The 17671-nt window shown below is 60.6% G+C and carries 17 protein-coding genes and 2 pseudogenes; 4 read left to right on the top strand and 15 right to left on the bottom strand.

Translation table 11 applies throughout. The annotated features are described in order from the left end of the window. Position 1: 1 nt before the first annotated feature. The 14 genes and pseudogenes from GJA_RS28740 to GJA_RS23010 all read right to left on the bottom strand — a co-directional run. A pseudogene (locus GJA_RS28740) lies at positions 2–340 on the bottom strand (IS481 family transposase); the annotation flags it as partial. Between the two features lie 10 nt (positions 341–350). Continuing rightward, a complete protein-coding gene (locus tag GJA_RS23055) occupies positions 351–890 on the bottom strand; it encodes a recombinase family protein (RefSeq protein WP_081905541.1) in 540 nt (179 codons plus the stop codon). Positions 891–969: 79 nt separating this feature from the next. Then, positions 970–1137 (bottom strand): annotated as a pseudogene (locus GJA_RS27595) (spermidine synthase); the annotation flags it as partial. A 107-nt stretch (positions 1138–1244) separates the two neighbouring features. Continuing rightward, the gene (locus GJA_RS23050; RefSeq protein WP_051781265.1) at positions 1245–1778 is read right to left on the bottom strand and encodes an FxDxF family PEP-CTERM protein; all 534 of its coding nucleotides are present in this window, start codon (positions 1776–1778) and stop codon (positions 1245–1247) included. Between the two features lie 169 nt (positions 1779–1947). Then, a complete protein-coding gene (locus GJA_RS27590) occupies positions 1948–2097 on the bottom strand; it encodes a HAMP domain-containing histidine kinase (RefSeq protein ID WP_144241626.1) in 150 nt (49 codons plus the stop codon). A gap of 47 nt (positions 2098–2144) precedes the next feature. Then, complete coding sequence (locus GJA_RS23045; RefSeq protein ID WP_051781264.1) at positions 2145–2651, bottom strand: FxDxF family PEP-CTERM protein; 507 nt, start codon at positions 2649–2651, stop codon at positions 2145–2147. 24 nt (positions 2652–2675) lie between these two features. Further along, complete coding sequence (locus GJA_RS27585; RefSeq protein WP_144241625.1) at positions 2676–2996, bottom strand: hypothetical protein; 321 nt, start codon at positions 2994–2996, stop codon at positions 2676–2678. Positions 2997–3044: 48 nt separating this feature from the next. Continuing rightward, positions 3045–3554: an FxDxF family PEP-CTERM protein gene (locus GJA_RS23040; RefSeq protein WP_051781263.1), complete on the bottom strand. Its 510-nt coding sequence runs from the start codon at positions 3552–3554 to the stop codon at positions 3045–3047. 234 nt (positions 3555–3788) lie between these two features. Continuing rightward, positions 3789–5135, bottom strand: a complete 1347-nt coding sequence (locus tag GJA_RS23035; RefSeq protein WP_081905540.1) for a sensor histidine kinase — start codon at positions 5133–5135, stop codon at positions 3789–3791. Next, a complete protein-coding gene (locus GJA_RS23030; protein WP_038497086.1) occupies positions 5135–6484 on the bottom strand; it encodes a sigma-54-dependent transcriptional regulator in 1350 nt (449 codons plus the stop codon). The genes GJA_RS23035 and GJA_RS23030 overlap by 1 nt, the downstream gene beginning before the upstream one ends. 29 nt (positions 6485–6513) lie before the next feature. Next, positions 6514–7749 carry an ABC transporter permease gene (locus tag GJA_RS23025; RefSeq protein WP_038497083.1) on the bottom strand — a complete coding sequence of 412 codons (1236 nt, stop codon included), beginning with the start codon at positions 7747–7749 and terminating at the stop codon, positions 6514–6516. Positions 7750–7766: 17 nt separating this feature from the next. Beyond that, entirely contained in the window at positions 7767–9086 is a 1320-nt protein-coding gene (locus GJA_RS23020) for an ABC transporter permease (RefSeq protein WP_038497080.1), read from the bottom strand. An 11-nt stretch (positions 9087–9097) separates the two neighbouring features. Further along, positions 9098–9814, bottom strand: a complete 717-nt coding sequence (locus GJA_RS23015; RefSeq protein WP_038497077.1) for an ABC transporter ATP-binding protein — start codon at positions 9812–9814, stop codon at positions 9098–9100. Between the two features lie 101 nt (positions 9815–9915). After that, entirely contained in the window at positions 9916–11184 is a 1269-nt protein-coding gene (locus GJA_RS23010) for an efflux RND transporter periplasmic adaptor subunit (protein WP_038497074.1), read from the bottom strand. A 251-nt stretch (positions 11185–11435) separates the two neighbouring features. Here GJA_RS23010 and GJA_RS23005 point away from each other — a divergent pair, with 251 nt between their 5' ends. Further along, on the top strand, positions 11436–12137 hold the full coding sequence (locus GJA_RS23005) for a hypothetical protein (protein ID WP_144241624.1): 702 nt from the start codon (positions 11436–11438) through the stop codon (positions 12135–12137). Between the two features lie 34 nt (positions 12138–12171). Here the strand turns inward: GJA_RS23005 and GJA_RS23000 are convergent, their stop codons facing one another. After that, a complete protein-coding gene (locus tag GJA_RS23000; RefSeq protein WP_038497068.1) occupies positions 12172–14025 on the bottom strand; it encodes a phosphoethanolamine transferase in 1854 nt (617 codons plus the stop codon). Positions 14026–14386: 361 nt separating this feature from the next. On the opposite strand from GJA_RS23000, the gene rpsL reads away from it, so the two are divergent. The 3 genes from rpsL to fusA all read left to right on the top strand — a co-directional run bounded on the left by rpsL (position 14387) and on the right by fusA (position 17604). Continuing rightward, complete coding sequence (gene rpsL, locus GJA_RS22995) at positions 14387–14770, top strand: 30S ribosomal protein S12 (RefSeq protein WP_025603541.1); 384 nt, start codon at positions 14387–14389, stop codon at positions 14768–14770. 143 nt (positions 14771–14913) lie between these two features. Further along, positions 14914–15384, top strand: a complete 471-nt coding sequence (rpsG, locus tag GJA_RS22990) for a 30S ribosomal protein S7 (RefSeq protein ID WP_038497062.1) — start codon at positions 14914–14916, stop codon at positions 15382–15384. 114 nt (positions 15385–15498) lie between these two features. After that, positions 15499–17604, top strand: coding sequence for an elongation factor G (fusA, locus tag GJA_RS22985; protein ID WP_038497059.1), 2106 nt, complete (start codon positions 15499–15501; stop codon positions 17602–17604). The last annotated feature ends 67 nt before the right edge of the window (positions 17605–17671 follow it).

The following is a 17671-nucleotide window of genomic DNA, read 5'->3' as shown; positions in this document are numbered from 1 at the left end:
GGCGGGCCATGCCCTCGCGCTTGAGCAGGCGCGCAATGCCCGAGCGCGATACATCGGGATTGATGTATTGCCGGGTAATGTACAGCAGGTCATCGAGCGGTAGATAGAGCGACTGACGCAGTGAAAGTACGATGGCCTCCTGCGTCGCGCTCAGGGTCGTATGCAGGATATGGGCCCGGTGCGAACGGTCTTGTACATCGTCCCGCTTGAGCCACTTGGCGGCCGTGGCACGGGTGATATTGAACACCTTGGCGGCCTCGCGGTCGGACAGACCGGAGTCCTTGATTTCCTGCCGGATTTTCGGGGTAGTGCGGGCTTGGGGATGAATGCGTGTGCTCATGGACTGAAGTTTATGCGATATGTTGCAACCGGTGGGACGATCGCGGTGGCAAACCGCCGATCAACTCGTCAAGCACAGCTCTGGCGCGGAACAGGGCCATGCTGCGACGAGGAATATGATCGCACGAAACTAAACAACTAATCAATGCCGTTAATAGCGGAACCCAATCATTCTTCAAGCGTTCTTTGCTGTAAACCGCAGAGTCGGTCAGGGTGACTATGGTGATTCCACGGTTGATGATCTGTTGAAAAATGGCTAGCGCTTCAGTTACCGGCAAGCGCGACAGACGATCAAGCGATTCAACCAGCAAGTATGAATCTGGAGAGATTGTGCCATTGTCGATGGCGGCGATGAATTGGCCTAACGCGCCGTGCTCATAGTTTGAGCCATGGAAAGCGGAAACGCCTAGGTCGTGGACATGGAGAGTATCGTCTAGCACGAGGCCATGCTGAGCTGCATACTGCGCGGAAGCCGTCATCTGGCGACGGAGTGAGTCACCTTTCTGCTGTTCTAGTGAGGAAAACCGGACGTATGAGTATGCTACTGGCATGAGCTAAAGGCATGGTGACTGAGGGTACAGATTATATCCAGCCGGGTAGCAGGTGGGTGTGTCAAATAGGTCAAAGGATCATCATCATTTGCACGTATTCCAGCTCGATGGCGTCGGGCTTGGCCAGCCGCATCGCGCCTTGCACCCAGGAGGTGCCGAGGTGCATGTAGCGGATGCCGCGGTGTTCGGTGATGGTGGCGGGCGGGTGGCCCGGATGGTCGAAAGTGGTGCCTGGAGTGGTCTGCATAGGGGGCGGAGTGTCGGTAAGCGCCTTAGTTTAGCAGTTGCACATGCGCAGCAAAAAAAAAGACGCCGCAGCGTCTTTGATGGGAGCTTGCCAAAGACTAGCCATGCTCAAGCTTGATTCAAGTCTTGCGCCCCCACTTTGCGGCGTTGCCGCGCCAGCACGCCAAGCAAGGCGAGGCCGCCCAGCATCATGCCGTAGGTGGCCGGTTCCGGCACCGCGGTGACCGCCACTTCCAGAATGCCGCCGTAGCTGGGGTTGAAGATGGTGGGGCTGGTGGCGTTGCCGTGGATGATCAGCGTCAGCAAGCCGCTGACCGGCAGTCCCAGCGCAGCACCGGACGATGTGGGTCCCAGGTTGCTGATCGGTATATTGTTGCCGTTCAGCGATGCCGACGTGAAGCTGATCTGGCTGCCGAACAGGCCGAGGTTGGCGAATACGATGTCGGCCAGGCCCGGCAGGCCCGAATAGGTGTAGGTGTAAGTGTCGGTAAACGCGCCGGTCACATGCGAGGTGCCGATGTTGCCGGTGACCCAGATCAGCGGGCCGCCGCTCAGCGCCTGGGTTGGCGCGGTATAGTTGTTGGCAAAGGCGCTGCTGGATGCGACCAGCATGGTTGCCAGCAATAAGGGTTTCAATTTCATGATATCTCCGTCAAGAAATTACGATTAATTAATAAAAAGACAAGCTCCTGTTTGGTAACATATAGATAATAAAAATGGCTGTCAAGCGGCTATTTTTCAATCGGATTCATGCTGAAACAGGCTGATCCTCATTGCTGAACAGCGCTGCATCAAGCCGCTTATGTACGGCTTAAACTGGGCATGAAACACGCATATTGATGACTTTTATCAAAGCCTTTTTTGCCTTGGAGAATGGAAAAATCAGGGTAACGGTCAGGCCGCCGCCATCGCGACTGGCCGGCGTGATGTCGCCACCATGTGCTTCGGCAATCTTCAGCAATTTCGCGCGCCAGCGCAGGGGGGATTCAAGCGCTGTTCAAGTCCGTTTCACGCTGCGCGGCGGCGCCGCGCCAGCATGCCGAGCAAGGTCAGGCCGCCCAGCAGCATGGCGTCGCTGGCCGGTTCCGGCACCGCGCTGATTACCACGTTCAGCATGCCGGTGTAGCCGGTGGGGCTCAGGGTGTAGCCGTGGATGATCAGTGTCAGCAAGCCGCTGACCGGCAGCGCCGTCGCATAGGCGGACGCATTCAGTCCCGCGTTCCTGGTCGGTATGCTGATGCCGTTCAGCGTCGCCGAGGTGAAGTTGATATGGTGATCCAGAAAGGAGAGGCCGCTGAAGCCGATGCTGGCCAGTCCCGGATCACCCGAATAGTTGAAGGTGTAGGTGTCGGTAAACGGGCCGGGCCTGTGCAGCGTGCCGATGCCGGCGGCGGGGGTAGTGATCCAGATCAGCGGGCCGCCGCCCAGCGTCCGGGTCGGCGCGGTATAGTTGTCGGCAAATGCGCTGCTGGATACGGTCAGCATGGCTGCCAGTAATAAAGGTTTCAATTCCATGGTATCTCCTTCAAGAAATTGCGATCAAATAACAAAAATGCAAGCACATTTTGATAACATATAGATAACAAAAATACTTGTCAACCGGCTGTTTTTTAATCGTAGCCATGCTTGAAACAGGCTGGTTCTCATTGCTGGGCCCGGTCTGCGGAGCGATGCCGAGGTCTGCCTTAATCCCGCTGATGTGTGGCTTAAATTACACATGAAACACGCATCTGGATGACGTTTATCAACGCTGATATTGCCTTGGGGAATGGGGAAAGCAGGGCCGGCAGGCGCCGCCGGGCTGATTGCTTGAGCTGCTGCCCATGCGGACCCAAAAAAAGACGCCGTAGCGTCTTTCATGGGGGCTTGCCAGCAGCAGGCTTGATGCAAGCGCTGCGCAAGTGTGCGTCACACTGTGCGGCGGCGCCACGCCAGCCCGCCAAGCAAGGCCAGGCCGCCCAGCATCATGCCGTAGGTGGCCGGTTCCGGTACTCCGGTGACCACGCTGAGCGCGCCGCTGTAGCTGCCATGGTCGCTGGTGGTGTAGCCGTGGATGATCAGCGTCACCAAGCCGTCGGTTGGCACCCCCGTCAGATAAGCGTCCGATGTCAGTTCCCGGTTACGGATCGGTATAGGGGTGCCATTCATCGATGCCGACGTGAAATTGATCGGGCTGTGCTCAAGGAGGTTGTTCAGGTGGGAGTGGAAGACGACGCCGGCAAATCCAGGCTCGCCCCCACGATAGATAAAGTTGTAGGTGTCGGTAAACAAACCTGCCATATGGAAGGTGCCGAAGCTTGCGACGGTATACAGTGGCGAGCTGCCCTCCATCTCTATGGTCGGCGGGGTATAGTTGTCGGCAAATGCGCTGCCGGATGCGACCAGCATGGCTGCCAGCAATAAAGGTTTCAATTGCATGGTATCTCCTTCCAGAATTAAGGATGGTTAACAAAAATATAAGCACCTGTTTGCTAAGCTATAGATAACAAAAATGCTTGTCAATCGGCTGATGCTGAATCAAATCGACGCTGAAAACAGGCCGCCGCTCATTGCTGGAAACAGCTTGGGAGATATGCCGGGATATGCCGTAACGCGCTTATGGTGGCCTTAAATTGCACATCAAATACGCATCCGTATGACTTTTATCAACGCTTATTTTGCCGTGGAGAATGGCAAAATCAAGGTGACGGTCAAGCCGCCGCCATCGCGGTTGGCCAGCGTGATGCGGCCGCCATGTGCCTCGGCGATTTCGCGCGCCAGCGCCAGGCCCAGGCCGGTGCCGCTGCGCTTGGTGGAATAAAAGGGCACCAGCGCATTGGTCAGCACCGCATCGCTCATGCCGGGACCGCGGTCGGACACCTCGATCCGCAGCAGTTCCTGCTGGCGGCTGACCCGCAGCGTGACGTGCCGCGGCGGGGAGCCGGATTCATGGGCGTTTTTCAGCAGGTTCAGCAGCGCCTGTTCCAGTTGCGCCGGATCGAAGGTGGCCGCTTGCGCCGGTAATTCGCCGCCGATCTCGAACTGCGCCTGCGAGGCCAGCCGTTCCAGGAACGGCGGCCAGTCGCACGCTTGCACGCGTGGCGACGGCAGCTTGGCGAAGCGGGCGTAGCCGAGGATGAAACCTTCCAGGTGGCGGGTGCGTTCTTCGATGGTGGCGAGGATTTGCGGCAGGCGTTCGGTCTGGCCACGGCGCACCAGTTCCGCGCCGGAGTGGGCCAGCGACGCCAGCGGGGCCAGTGAATTGTTCAATTCGTGGCTGATGACGCGGATGACTTTTTTCCAGGTTTGCACTTCCTGGCGCCGCAATTCCAGCGTCAGCTGGCGCAGCAGCAGCAATTCGTGGCGGCGGCCGTTCAGGCTGAAGCTGCGCCGCGCCAGGTGGTACACCTCTTCCTCTTCGCCGGCGCCGCTGCTGAACAAGCCGTCGCCGCCGCGCGCCAGCGCCTCGCCCAGCGCGGCGTTCGACTGGAGCACGATGTCGGGCAGGCGTCGGCCTTCCAGTTTGCGGCCGTCGTTGAGCAATTGCCGCGCCGCCAGGTTGGCGTAGACGATGGCGCCGCCGTCGGCCACCAGCAGCATCGCCACCGGCGTGTTTTGCACCATGGTGTCGAGCAGCAGTTCGCGCTGCATCAGGTCGAGCCGTTGTTTGCGCAGCACGTCGCCCAGCGTATTGTGGGCGACCACCAGGTCGGCCAGTTCATCGTTGTGCGGCCAGTACAGGCCGAATGAAAAGTCGCCGTCCTGGTAGCTGGTGACGGTGCCGGTCAGTGCGCGGAACAGCGACAGCATGCCTTGCAGCTGGGCGCGGATGGTGAGGATCGCCACCGGCAGCAGGCATAGCAGGGTCAGCACCAGCACCAGCACGGGTTGCCGCGGCAAAAAATGATGGAATCCCAGCGTCAGCCCGACGGCCAGCGCCAGCAGCGTGCCGAGCAGCGCCGACCAGCGTATCAGCAGCGAGCGGCGCACGCCGGCGGCGGCTTCGGGCTGGCTGGCCATCAGGGGCGGGCGATGCCGAGCCGTTCCATGCGCCGGTACAGCGCCTGGCGCGACAGGCCCAGCTCTTGCGCGGCCTGCGCCACCACGCCGTTGGCGCGCGCCAGCGCGGCGGTCACCGCGGCGCCGTCCGGTTCCGCGTCGGCGCCGCCGGCCGCCGCCAGCGCTGGCGCCGGGGCGGCCGGCAAGCCCAGCTCGGCCGCCTTGATCGTGGCGCCGGCCGACAGCAAGCCGGCGCGCTGCATGACGTTTTTCAGTTCGCGCACATTGCCGGGCCATGGATGGGCCAGCAATGCCGCCTGGGCTTGCTCGTCGAGCAGCTTGCCGGCACCGAGGAAGTGCTGCGCCAGTACCGGGATGTCGGCCGGACGCGCGGCCAGCGGCGGCAGCCGCAGTTCGATCACGTTCAGCCGGTACAGCAAGTCTTCGCGGAAGCTGCCGGCCCGTATCATGGCCGGCAGGTCGGCGTTGGTGGCGCTGATCACGCGCACCTTCACTTGCCGTTCGCGGTTCGATCCGAGCCGTTGAAAGCGGCCGGTTTCCAGCACGCGCAGCAATTTCATCTGGCCGGCCAGCGGCAGGTTGCCGATTTCATCGAGGAACAGCGTGCCGCCGTCGGCCGCCTCGAACTTGCCTTCGCGGGCTTTCGACGCGCCGGTGTAGGCGCCGGCTTCGGCGCCGAACAGTTCCGCCTCGATCAGTTCGGACGGCAGCGCGCCGCAATTAAGCACCACGAACGGGCCGTCGCGCACCGCCGAATTGGCTTGCACGATGGCGGCGATGCATTCCTTGCCGCTGCCGTTCGGGCCGGAGATCAGCACCGGCACGTCGGCCCGCGCCACCTGGCACGCCAGCTGCACCACGCTGTCGGTGGCGGCATCGGCCCACACCATGCCGCGCAGGTCGTAGCCTTGCTGCAGCGCGCGGCGCTGGCGCTGCTCCTGCTGGCGGCGGCTTTGCAGCGCGCGGTTGGCCTGGCCCAGCTCAATCAGGTTTTGTACCGAGGCCAGCAGGCGCCGGTCGTCCCATGGCTTGGCCAGGTAATCGGCGGCGCCTGACTTGATCAGGCCGACCGCCGCGTCGAGCTGGGTCCAGGCGGTCAGCAAGATGACCGGCAAGTCGGGATGGCGCGCGCGGATCTGGCGGAACAGCGCAGCGCCTTCCGCGCCGGAGGTGGTGTCGGCGCTGAAGTTCATGTCCTGGATCACCAGGTCGGCGCCATGCCGCGCCAGCAGCGCCAAGCCTTCTTCGGGCGAGGCGGCGCTGAGCGCGTCGATGTCGTGCAGCGACAGCAGCACTTCGAGCGCGACCGCGACCGCGGCATTGTCGTCAATTATCAGTACGGTAGGCATGTCGCGAGCATAACATTATCGTCGCCATGTCAGGTGCCGCGGGTGGCGGTGGCCGGCGAAATACTGGCCGCGCGCCACGCCGGGCCATACACGGCGACGATGCCGAGCAGCCAGAACAGGACGGCGCCGCCGGCCAGATACAGCGGCGGCAGGCGGGTCATTTCCAGCTGGCTGACCAGCAACTGGTTCAGCCCGAAGCCGAGCAGCACGCCGCCAGCCACGCCGAGCGAGGTGATCATGATGTTTTCGGTCAGGAAGTAGCGCAGGATGTCGATGCGGCGCGCGCCCAGCGCGCGCCGCACGCCGATCTGCTTGCGGCGCTGCGTGACCCACAGGCTGGCGATGCCGACGATGCCGCTGGCGGTCACCATCAGCAGCAGCGCGCTGACCGCGATCAGCATCCACGATAATCCGTGTTCCCTGCGGTAGCGCGTTTCGCGGTGCTGTTCCATGCTGATGGTGCGGATCAGCAGCGGGTCCGCGCTGGACGCGCGCATCGCCTGTTCCGCCTCCTTCATCAGGCGGTCGCGCTGGCCCGGTTCGGCGCGCAGCGCGAACAGCAGGTCCTTGTCGCCCGTCACGCGGGCCGGAAACAGCATCGACAGCTCGCCCTTTGTTCCAAGCTGGCCGATCTGGGTCTGCAGCCGTTCGACCACGCCGATCACGCGCATTTCCGTGGCATCGGCGCCAGTGCCGAGGTACAGCGTCCTGCCGAGCGCGCTGGCGCTGCCGGGCCACAGTTTTTCTGCCGTGGCGCGCGTCACGATCACCACCTTCGGATGGGTATCCTCGACCTTTGCATCGATGTCGATGATTTCGTCCGGAGTGAAGTCGCGCCCTTCGACCAGTTGCAGGCCGAAAGTCTGGACCAGCGAATCGGGTGAAACATAGGGCGATGCGTTGGCGGTGGTATTGATTTGCTTGCGTTCGGCCGCAATCCCGAACGAGCTGCCGTAGAGCGACAGCGGCGCCTGGCTGGTCTGGGCCACCGACATCACGCCCGGCAGCGCGCGCAGCAGCGCCGCCATGCGTTTTTGCTCGGCCATTTGCTGAGGGTGATTCAGCTCGGAGGCGCGGTTGATGTTGACATAAAAGATGTCGCGTTCGGCTACCACGCCGCTGGGACGCGCGGCGATGGCCTGGCGCAGGTTGACGATATGCAGCGCGTTGGCCAGGATCGCCAGGCTCAGCGCGACTTGCACGGCGACCAGCACGGCGCCGGTTTTACTGCGCATCAGCGCAGACAGGATGGGGCGGATTTCCATGGTTGACCTTTATCTTCTTATTGGGATTTGAGTTGCATGGCCGGCGTGACCTGGCACGCGCGCCAGGTCGGCAACAGGCCGGCCAGCAGCGCCGCCAGCACCGATACCCCGAAGGTCAGCAACAGCATTTGTCCATCCATGTGCGCCACTACGCCAAGGTCTTCCGATTGCAGCGAAATCAGCGCCAGCGCGGCATATGCCAGCAGCAGTCCGAGCAAGCCGCCGGCCAGGCCGATGACGGTGGTTTCGACCAGGAATTGGCGGAAGATTTCCGGCTTCGACGCACCCAGCGCGCGGCGGATGCCGACTTCGGCGGCGCGCGTCGAAAACTTCGCCAGCAGCAGGCCGATGGTGTTGACCAGGCATAGCAGCAAGAAGCCGAACGCCAGCCAGGCCGCCAGCCGGTTATCGTTGTCGACCACGTTCTGCAGTCGCATCCATTCGTTCACATTGAACAACTGGTTGGGCGCATTGCGCTGCATGCGGCCCAGCTTGCGCTGTTCGGCGGCATAGTTGTCCAGGTAATTTTGCAAGTCGCCGCGTTCGCCGCTGCCGGCCATTTCGAACCAGAACTGCAGCCAGGTGCATTCGGAGTCGAGCACGCCCTGGAAACCCGGACTATGTTCGCTGGCGCAACTGACGCCGCCGTCCTGGCTGGCCTGGTGACGAATCGCGCTCGACAGCGGAATGAAGAAATCGTCTTCCGCGCCGAACGCGCCCTTGCTGCCGATAAGGTGATGCACGCGCGGCACCGGGTCCCAGCGATCGAGCACGCCGCCGACCTGGAATTGCTGGCCCATCAGCGTCATGCGCTGGCCGACCGGGTTGCCGGCGCCGTACAGCTTTTCGGCCAGCCTGCGGGTCAGCACGATGATGTCGGCGCCGCTGGCGTCATCGGCTTCGCTCCATGGCTGGCCGTACAGGAACGGGGTTTCGAACATGGCGAAAAAGTCGCGCGTCGGCGCCAGGCCCTGGACCCGGAATACGCCGATATCCTTGCGCTGCGGTTCGACCGGACCGGCCACGCCATACATCGCGGTGCGCCGCACGCCGATTTTGCTGTTCAGGAAATTGCCGATGTCGCGGTAGCTGGTCTGGCTTTGCGTGATGCCGATAGGTTCACCCGGGGCATAGCCTTTCAGCGGGCCGGTATCGATCACCGGCACGAACATGCGGTCGCTCTTGTGCGGCAGCGGATCGGCCGACATCATGTGCAGGATGGTCAGCGTGGAAATGCTGGCCGCCACGCCGACCGCCAGCGTCAGTATCATCAGCGCGGTCAGCGCCGGGCTGCGGCGCAGGCTCAGCAAGCCGCGCACGAAATAGTATTGGAACATGGCGCCGCTCCTCATGCCGCGTGGCCGGCCGCTGCGCGGTCCACCAGCGACGGTCCCTTGCGTACCAGGTCCGACACCTGGCCGTCGATGATGTGGACATTGCGCTGGCTGCGCAGCGCCAGTTCCGGATCATGCGTCACCATCAGGATGGTGGTGCCCTGGGCGTTGATCTGTTCCAGCAGCTCCATCACGCCGCGCGCCATTTGCGTGTCCAGGTTACCGGTCGGTTCATCGGCCAGCAACAGTTTCGGCGAACCGGCCAGCGCGCGCGCGATCGCCACGCGCTGCTGCTGGCCGCCCGACAGTTCGGCCGGATAATGCTTCATGCGCGACGCCAGGCCGACCTTGGCCAGCGCATCCTCGATGCGCTCCTTGCGCTCGGCCCGATTGAAGCCGCGGTAGCGCAGCGGCACGTCGACATTGTCGAACAGCGACAGGTCGGGGATCAGGTTGAAACCCTGGAAGATGAAGCCCAGCTTTTCATTGCGCAGGCGCGAGCGGGCGCTGTCGTTCATGCCCTTGACGTTGATGCCGTCGAGGATGTAGTCGCCGCTGGTAAATTCCTCGAGCAGGCCGGCGATGTTCAGGAAGCTGGTCTTGCCGGAGCCGGACGGCCCGGTGACGGTGACGAATTCGCCTTGCCTGACGTGGATTTCGAAGCCGCGCAGCGCGTGGGTTTCGATCAGATGGGTGCGGTAGACTTTACTGAGGTTTTGCATGCGCAGCATGGCGGGACTCCGGTGAATGAATGTGGTAAGAAAATTGGTCTGGAGCGTCAACAGAACGTTCAGGGCAATGCAACGCCGCCATGGACGTTTTTTAGGCGCGCTTACTGGTTCAGCGAGACGCGGGCGGCGTTCTCGAAGGTGTCTGTGCCGGAAATGACCACCTGGTCGCCCTGTTTCAGGCCGCCCAGGATTTCGACCGCCGACACGCTGGTGGCGCCGATCCTGACCGGCGTGCGGATCGCCACGCCATCGCGCACCACGTAGGCGAAGCGGCCGCCTTCGGCTTCCAGGAAGGGGCCGCGCGCCAGCAGCAGCACATTCGGTTTTTCATCGATCAGCAAACGCGCCGAGACGCGCTGGTTCTGGCGCAGGCCGGCCGGCTGCGCGCCATTGAAACGCACGCGCGCCAGCACCTGGTTCTTGACCACTTCGGGCGACAGCGCCGACAGCTTGCCGGTGGCCTTGATGGCGCCCGTTTCGATTTCCGCGCTCATGCCGAGGCCGATGTCGGCGACATAGGTTTCCGGCACTTCCAGTTCGACTTCCAGTTGCGACAGGTCGACCAGCGTCATCAGCGCGGTATTGGCTTGCACCACGCTGCGGTTGGCCACCGACAGCGTGCCGATGAAGCCGTTGACCGGCGCGCGCACCGTCAGTTCGTCGACCCGGCGCTGCGCATTGTCGCGGCTCAGGCGCTGCCGTTCCAGTTCGCTGGTCCTGGTTTTCAGCGCCAGCGCGACGTCCTCGCCTTCCAGTTCGGCCGCCTGCGACGCTTGCTTGCTGCGGATCTGGGCCGAGTTCAGCGCATCCTTGGCCTTCTGGTAATCGATCTTGGCGATGATGCCGACCTGGGCCACGCTTTCATAGCGTTCCAGCGTGCGCTGGGCCGACAGGCGGTCGATCTCGGCGGTGTCGGCGTCGCGCCGCGCCACCAGCTTTTGTTTGCGCGCCAGGATCTGCTGGCGCGCCACTTCCGCTTCCAGCTGCTGCACCGTCGATTGTTCGCGTTTCAGCGCATCGCTCAGGTCGGGCGATTCCAGCAGCGCCAGGATATCGCCTTTCTTGACCGTGTCGCCGGCCTTGGCTTTCAAGGTCACGGTGGCCACCGTGGTCGAATACAGCGTCGGGCTGATCGCCGCCACCACCCGGCCGTTGACGGCGGCGTCGCGGATCAGCGTGCCGCGCCCGACTTCGGCGATGCGCAGGCGCGACAGGTTGACGGAATGCTGGCTGTTGCGCCACGCATGGAACAGCAGCGCGGAGGCGGCGATCAGCACGGCCGCCGCGGCAATCCAGATGGCGTATTTTTTACGATGCTGTTCGGCCGGGGCGGTCATTACGGCGTCTTGAGAAGAAGTGTCGCGGATCATGTCGAGGGCGTGTGGTGGGAAGATATTTCTTTCTAAGCATTAATCATGCCATGTTTTAAATGGTTGATTTAACAGAGAAATTTATTTCGTGTCCACTGTCCGCGCGTGTCCGGCATGTCCGGATTTGGTCCGCTGAAATAGGTATTTGATGCAATGGACGTACCGGGCGGTGTGTGGTTTTACGGAGATGGAACCATTCCAATTGTGTCTCCACTTAGTTTATATGCCTCCTTTTTCCGAAAGCCGAGAATATGCCAAATAACATTCCCGTTTCAAATAATAATCCAGCCTATTTTTATGCTGGGGGCGCCGCACCGGCAGCTTCCAATTCCACTACGACGCCTTCTTCTCATGCGCCATCAGCTCATCACAGCGCGCCGCCAGGACATAGCTCCTCGAGAAGTAATCAGCATCGCATCATGCGATCCTATGCACCGCGCGGGCCGCAGGATCCGAATCAGGCGCGGGTGGCTTTCCAGGATGGTTTGAATAACGTTGCCGGTAATTATTTGCAAAATATGATGGCGGAAGAAGAGGCGATGATGCAGCAATATGGCGCACCACCGCCATATAACTCCAATGAAAAGAAAGCTGTGCTGCACATCAGGAAAGGGTATTGCGGTGTGGTGTCCGATGCATTGCTGGCACACATGAATGCCAACCATTTAAATAGCGGCGGCTATGCCAAAATGGACCGCAACGCCAACAATGAAACGCACTTTTTCCTGGTCAGTGCGGACCGCAAAACGATCATCGAGCCAACCTATAAGCAAATGTTTTTTTCCCGGGGGCAACTGGCGCAAAATGCCGATCACTGCATCAATAGCGTGCGCAACTTCCCAACGGTCTTCGCCGGCACGCCACAGGAGTTTTCGCAAGTCGTCGATGCCATGTGCCAGCAGCTTGGCATTAGTCAGGAGAAAAAGAATGTGCTGCGCCAGCACTGGTTTTAAGAGCCATATCGGCTGACGCCGCTATATTCCCGCATTACTTGTCCTGCGCCAGCGGCTTGTTCTTGTCGATCACTTCGTGGCAATCGCCCTTGATGACGGCGTTGTCGTAATTGGTCCAGCCGTAGCTGTCGACGTAGCGCTTGTGCTGCTTGAACGCCGGATTGACGAAGCTCCATTGCAGCCGCTCGCCGCCGTAATGGATGTTGCCCAGGTCGAGCAGGGTGTGGAACACGTTCTCGGTCGACAGGCGCGATTGGCGGTGGCGCTTCAATTGCCCGATCTTGTCCGGGTAGCGCTGCTGGTACTGGTCGGAATACCAGACCAGCGCCGGCACGTGGAATTCGTATTGCGTGTTGTGGCCGTGGAAGGCCAGCCGGCACGTGCCGTCATATAACGTCTGGCCATGGTCGGCCACGTACATCATCGATGTCAGTTGCCGGCGCTGTTTCAGCGTGTCGATGACGTGCGCCAGGAACCAGTCGGTGTACAGGATCGAGCTGTCGTAGCTATTGTTGAGCTGCGGCTTGATCCTGGTGTCGGTGTAGACCGGATTGTCGACCCCGAACAGCGACGGCTGCCATTTGTCGAACGATTGCGGATAGCGGTGGCTGTAATTCCAGTGGCTACCCAGCGAGTGCAGCACGATCAGCTTTTTCGGCGCCGGGTCGGCCAGCGCGTTTTTCAGCGGGTCGAACAGGATCTGGTCGAAATTGGAATTGTTGGTGAAGCCGCCCAGGTTGAGGAATTGCACCACGTCGGCTTCCTTGGCGAATACCGACACCGGCGTGTCGAACTGGCCGAAGGAAATCTGGTTCGACAGCCAGTAGGTTTTAAAGCCGGCTTCCTTGTAGGCGGTCAGGAAGGACTTTTCGCTGAAGCCGTCTTTCAGGCTTTGGGTGGCCGGCTTGCGCGAGACGATCACCGGCACCGACAAGCGGGTCGCCGATACCGCCGTGATCAGGTTGCTCATGCTGACCAGGTTGCTCTCCTGCCTGAGCAGCGGATTGGTGTCGCGCTGGTAGCCGTTCAGGCTCCAGCGGTCGTAGCGCGACGATTCGCCGATCACCATGACGACGACTTCCGGTTCCTGGTTGGGGCTGGCCTGGCGCGCGCCGAAGGTGAATGTGCTGCTCTTTTCGCCCAGTTCGGCCAGGTATTTGCGCTCCTTGTAGAAATCGACGCCGCGCGCCATCAGGCCGAACGGCCAGGAATTGCCGAAGGCGCTGAAGTCGAACGGCAGCCTGGCCCAGTGCGGCAACGGGGTCCACCGCCAGCCGGTGCGATCGGCGCCGGGCTCGCTGTCATCGTCCTCCTCCTCTTCGTCGGACGCGCTGGCTGTCGCCGCGGTGGACGCGGATGCCGACACGGCGGCTGAAGCGCGCGGCGTGGCCTGGATGCCGAATTCCACCCCGTAGCAGCAGACGGCCGCGACGATGGCCAGCGCGGCCAGGGCCGCCACGCGCGGCGCGGCGGACCAGTCCAGGTCGCGGTTGTGGCGCACCAGGCGCCAGGTCAGCAGCCACCAGGCGATCACGGCCAGCATCACGCCCAGCATCAGCCACACTTTTTGGCCGAGGAATTCCAGCGCTTCCTTCGGGCTGGTTTCGGCGATGATGCCCAGGTGGTGCGTCGAGATGCCCTGGCCGTAGAAGGTGAACAGGTAGATTTCGGTCGGCAGCGCCAGAAACGCCGGGATCAGCAGCCAGTGAAACCAGGCCGGACGCTTGAACACGGCCCATGCGGCGATCCAGGCCATGGCCTCGATGCCGGCGATGCGCCACGGCTGGTCCGGGCTTTTGCCCAGCACGACGGGAAACCAAGGCACGGCCGACAGCAGCGCGTAAGTCAGGAGCACGAACAGGTTGCCGCGGCGGAGCAGAGGGCGCATAAGGATGGGATAGAGGTCAGGATCAGCAAAAAATTGTCCGCTATTATCTAGCCTTTTACGGCTCAGCGGCAGGCCGGCAGCGCAAATAGACAAGGCCATCACAATGGCTTTTTTGCAACGCAATCTGCCTGTTTTTGCGGCAAAAAGCGGTAAACTGATTGACCCCACGAAATTGAAAGCCTATACTCGCGAGTTCTCGATTTTATTCTGCACATCGTTTACGCATCATTTGGCTTTGCTTGGCCGCTCCTTCGCGAGTGGCTGTCGGCGCCTCTCGATGGCAGTGCGGATCGGGGCTAGGTTTTAGTCGCCGGGCAGCCGCCCGGGTTATTAATCGTAGTATTTTGTTGGATTTATAACGATGCCAACCATCAATCAATTGATTCGCAATCCACGCGTCGCCCTGACCGTGAAAAGCAAATCGCCGGCGCTGGAAAACAGCCCGCAAAAGCGTGGCGTTTGCACACGTGTTTACACCACGACTCCAAAGAAGCCTAACTCGGCTCTGCGTAAAGTCGCTAAAGTTCGCCTGACCAATGGTTTCGAAGTCATTTCGTACATTGGCGGTGAAGGCCATAACCTGCAAGAGCATAGTGTTGTGCTGTTGCGCGGCGGCCGCGTCAAGGATTTGCCGGGTGTGCGTTACCACATGGTTCGCGGCGCCCTCGATACCCAAGGCGTGAAAGACCGTAAGCAAGCGCGTTCGAAGTACGGTACCAAGCGTGCTAAAGCGGGCAAGAAGTAATCGTCATTAAAAAAGTTTCGCTCAGTGGCAACTAGCTAAGTGAATGTAGTCGACCGCATCTGGTCGAGTAAGTGGAAGACTATGATGGTCGTCCGCGAGTGTGCGAAGAACGCGCGCTCAACTGAAGATTGAAAGGAATTGATATGCCACGTCGTCGTGAAGTACCCAAACGCGAAATTTTGCCAGATCCAAAATTCGGCAACACTGATGTCGCTAAATTTGTAAACGTGCTGATGTTGTCCGGTAAAAAATCGGTCGCTGAAAACATCATCTACCGCGCCTTTGAATACATTGCCACCAAATCGGGCAAGGATCCATTGGAAGTGTTCGCCACCGCAATCAACAACGCCAAGCCGTTGGTCGAGGTGAAATCCCGTCGCGTCGGTGGTGCAAACTACCAGGTGCCGGTCGAAGTTCGCCCAGTCCGCCGCATGGCCCTGTCGATGCGCTGGTTGCGTGAAGCAGCGAACAAGCGCAGCGAAAAATCCATGCCACAACGCCTCGGCGGTGAGCTGATGGAAGCGGCTGAAAGCCGCGGCGGCGCCATGAAAAAACGCGATGAAGTCCATCGCATGGCTGAAGCGAACAAAGCGTTCTCGCATTTCCGCTTCTAATAAAATCGGGCAGGCCCTCCGTGGCCTGACTGTTATCTGTTGTTCGAGGCCGGGCTCATTTTTTTCTCAAAAAATGGCGCTCGGTTTTGTCCATTAAAAGATTTAGGAATAATTATGGCCCGCAAGACCCCCATTGAGCGCTACCGTAATATCGGTATCTCCGCTCACATCGATGCAGGTAAAACCACCACCACCGAACGCGTCCTGTTCTACACGGGCGTGAACCACAAGATCGGTGAAGTTCATGATGGCGCGGCCACCATGGACTGGATGGAGCAGGAACAAGAGCGCGGTATCACGATTACTTCCGCGGCGACCACCTGCTTCTGGAAAGGGATGGCTAACAACTTCCCTGAGCACCACATCAACATCATCGACACCCCAGGCCACGTTGACTTCACCATTGAAGTTGAACGTTCGATGCGCGTGCTGGACGGCGCTTGCATGGTTTACTGCGCAGTCGGCGGCGTGCAGCCACAGTCGGAAACCGTATGGCGCCAGGCTAACAAGTACAAAGTGCCACGTCTGGCCTTCGTCAACAAGATGGACCGCACCGGCGCGAACTTCTTCAAGGTCTACGAGCAGATGCGCGCTCGCCTGAAGGCAAACCCGGTCCTGATCCAGATTCCTATCGGCGCCGAAGAAGGCTTCAAGGGCGTGATCGATCTGGTCAAGATGAAAGCGATCCTGTGGGACGACGCTTCGCAAGGCATGAAATTCGACTACGTCGAAATCCCGGCCGAGCTGGCAGCTTCCGCCGCCGAGTGGCGCGAGAAGATGGTTGAAGTCGCTGCAGAAGCGTCCGAAGACCTGATGAACAAGTACCTGGAAGAAGGCGACCTGTCTGAAGCCGAAATCAAGAAAGCGCTGCGCGACCGCACCATCGCTTCCGAGATCGTGCCGATGATGTGCGGTACCGCTTTCAAGAACAAGGGCGTGCAAGCCATGCTGGACGCGGTCATCGAATACCTGCCGTCGCCGCTGGATATCGCCTCGGTCAAAGGCCTGGACGAAGATGAGCAGCCAGTGACCCGCCGCGCAGCCGACGACGAGAAATTCTCGGCGCTGGCGTTCAAGATCATGACCGACCCGTTCGTCGGCCAGCTGGCCTTCTTCCGCGTGTACTCGGGCGCCGTCAATTCGGGCGACACCGTGTACAACTCGGTCAAAGGCCGCAAGGAACGCCTGGGCCGCATCTTGCAGATGCACGCCAACCAGCGTGAAGAGATCAAGGAAGTGCGCGCCGGCGACATCGCCGCGGCAGTTGGCCTGAAAGACGTGACCACCGGCGAAACCCTGTGCGATCCGACCTCGATCATCACCCTGGAAAAAATGGTCTTCCCTGAGCCTGTGATTCAACAGGCCGTGGAACCAAAAACCAAGGCTGACCAGGAAAAAATGGGCCTGGCGCTGAACCGCCTGGCACAGGAAGATCCTTCGTTCCGCGTGAAAACCGACGAAGAATCGGGCCAGACCATCATCGGTGGTATGGGTGAGTTGCACCTGGAAATTATCGTTGACCGCATGAAGCGCGAATTCGGCGTCGAAGCGACCGTCGGCAAGCCACAAGTGGCTTACCGCGAAACGATCCGCAAGGTTTGCGAAGAAATCGAAGGCAAGTTCGTCAAGCAATCCGGTGGTCGTGGCCAGTACGGTCACGTGGTGTTGAAGATCGAACCGCAAGAACCAGGCAAGGGCTTTGAATTCGTTGACGCGATCAAGGGCGGTACCGTTCCTCGCGAATACATCCCTGCGGTAGAAAAAGGCGTGCGCGAAACCCTGACCACCGGCGTGTTGGCCGGCTACCCAGTGGTGGACGTCAAGGTGACGCTGTTCTTCGGTTCGTACCACGATGTGGACTCGAACGAAAACGCGTTCCGCATGGCTGCTTCGATGGCGTTCAAGGACGGTTGCCGTAAAGCGGCTCCAGTCATCCTGGAACCAATGATGGCGGTGGAAGTGGAAACGCCGGAAGACTACGCCGGTACCGTGATGGGCGACCTGTCGTCCCGCCGCGGTATGGTGCAGGGCATGGACGAAATCCCGGGCGGCGGCGGCAAGATCATCAAGGCCGAAGTGCCTCTGTCGGAAATGTTTGGTTACTCGACCACCCTGCGTTCCGCAACGCAAGGCCGTGCGACCTACACGATGGAATTCAAGCACTACGCTGAAGCTCCTAAGCATGTCACCGAGGCTATCGTTACCTCGAAGGCTAAGTAATTTTTGTATTTTTGCGGCCGGGGAAATGCTCCGGCCGCATATTTAAATCATTGTTTTAAGGAAGAAT

Source organism: Janthinobacterium agaricidamnosum NBRC 102515 = DSM 9628 (genome assembly GCF_000723165.1).
Lineage (GTDB): Bacteria > Pseudomonadota > Gammaproteobacteria > Burkholderiales > Burkholderiaceae_D > Janthinobacterium > Janthinobacterium agaricidamnosum.
This window is presented reverse-complemented; position numbering and strand designations above follow the sequence as displayed.

Bases quoted from the DNA above. Each gene is read 5' to 3' on its own strand.
- GJA_RS23055 (WP_081905541.1), bottom strand. From the start codon at position 890: ATGCCAGTAGCATACTCATACGTCCGGTTTTCCTCACTAGAACAGCAG.
- GJA_RS23050 (WP_051781265.1), bottom strand. From the start codon at position 1,778: ATGAAATTGAAACCCTTATTGCTGGCAACCATGCTGGTCGCATCCAGC.
- GJA_RS23045 (WP_051781264.1), bottom strand. From the start codon at position 2,651: ATGGAATTGAAACCTTTATTACTGGCAGCCATGCTGACCGTATCCAGC.
- GJA_RS27585 (WP_144241625.1), bottom strand. From the start codon at position 2,996: ATGAAAGACGCTACGGCGTCTTTTTTTGGGTCCGCATGGGCAGCAGCT.
- GJA_RS23040 (WP_051781263.1), bottom strand. From the start codon at position 3,554: ATGCAATTGAAACCTTTATTGCTGGCAGCCATGCTGGTCGCATCCGGC.
- GJA_RS23035 (WP_081905540.1), bottom strand. From the start codon at position 5,135: ATGGCCAGCCAGCCCGAAGCCGCCGCCGGCGTGCGCCGCTCGCTGCTG.
- GJA_RS23030 (WP_038497086.1), bottom strand. From the start codon at position 6,484: ATGCCTACCGTACTGATAATTGACGACAATGCCGCGGTCGCGGTCGCG.
- GJA_RS23025 (WP_038497083.1), bottom strand. From the start codon at position 7,749: ATGGAAATCCGCCCCATCCTGTCTGCGCTGATGCGCAGTAAAACCGGC.
- GJA_RS23020 (WP_038497080.1), bottom strand. From the start codon at position 9,086: ATGTTCCAATACTATTTCGTGCGCGGCTTGCTGAGCCTGCGCCGCAGC.
- GJA_RS23015 (WP_038497077.1), bottom strand. From the start codon at position 9,814: ATGCTGCGCATGCAAAACCTCAGTAAAGTCTACCGCACCCATCTGATC.
- GJA_RS23010 (WP_038497074.1), bottom strand. From the start codon at position 11,184: ATGATCCGCGACACTTCTTCTCAAGACGCCGTAATGACCGCCCCGGCC.
- GJA_RS23005 (WP_144241624.1), top strand. From the start codon at position 11,436: ATGCCAAATAACATTCCCGTTTCAAATAATAATCCAGCCTATTTTTAT.
- GJA_RS23000 (WP_038497068.1), bottom strand. From the start codon at position 14,025: ATGCGCCCTCTGCTCCGCCGCGGCAACCTGTTCGTGCTCCTGACTTAC.
- rpsL (WP_025603541.1), top strand. From the start codon at position 14,387: ATGCCAACCATCAATCAATTGATTCGCAATCCACGCGTCGCCCTGACC.
- rpsG (WP_038497062.1), top strand. From the start codon at position 14,914: ATGCCACGTCGTCGTGAAGTACCCAAACGCGAAATTTTGCCAGATCCA.
- fusA (WP_038497059.1), top strand. From the start codon at position 15,499: ATGGCCCGCAAGACCCCCATTGAGCGCTACCGTAATATCGGTATCTCC.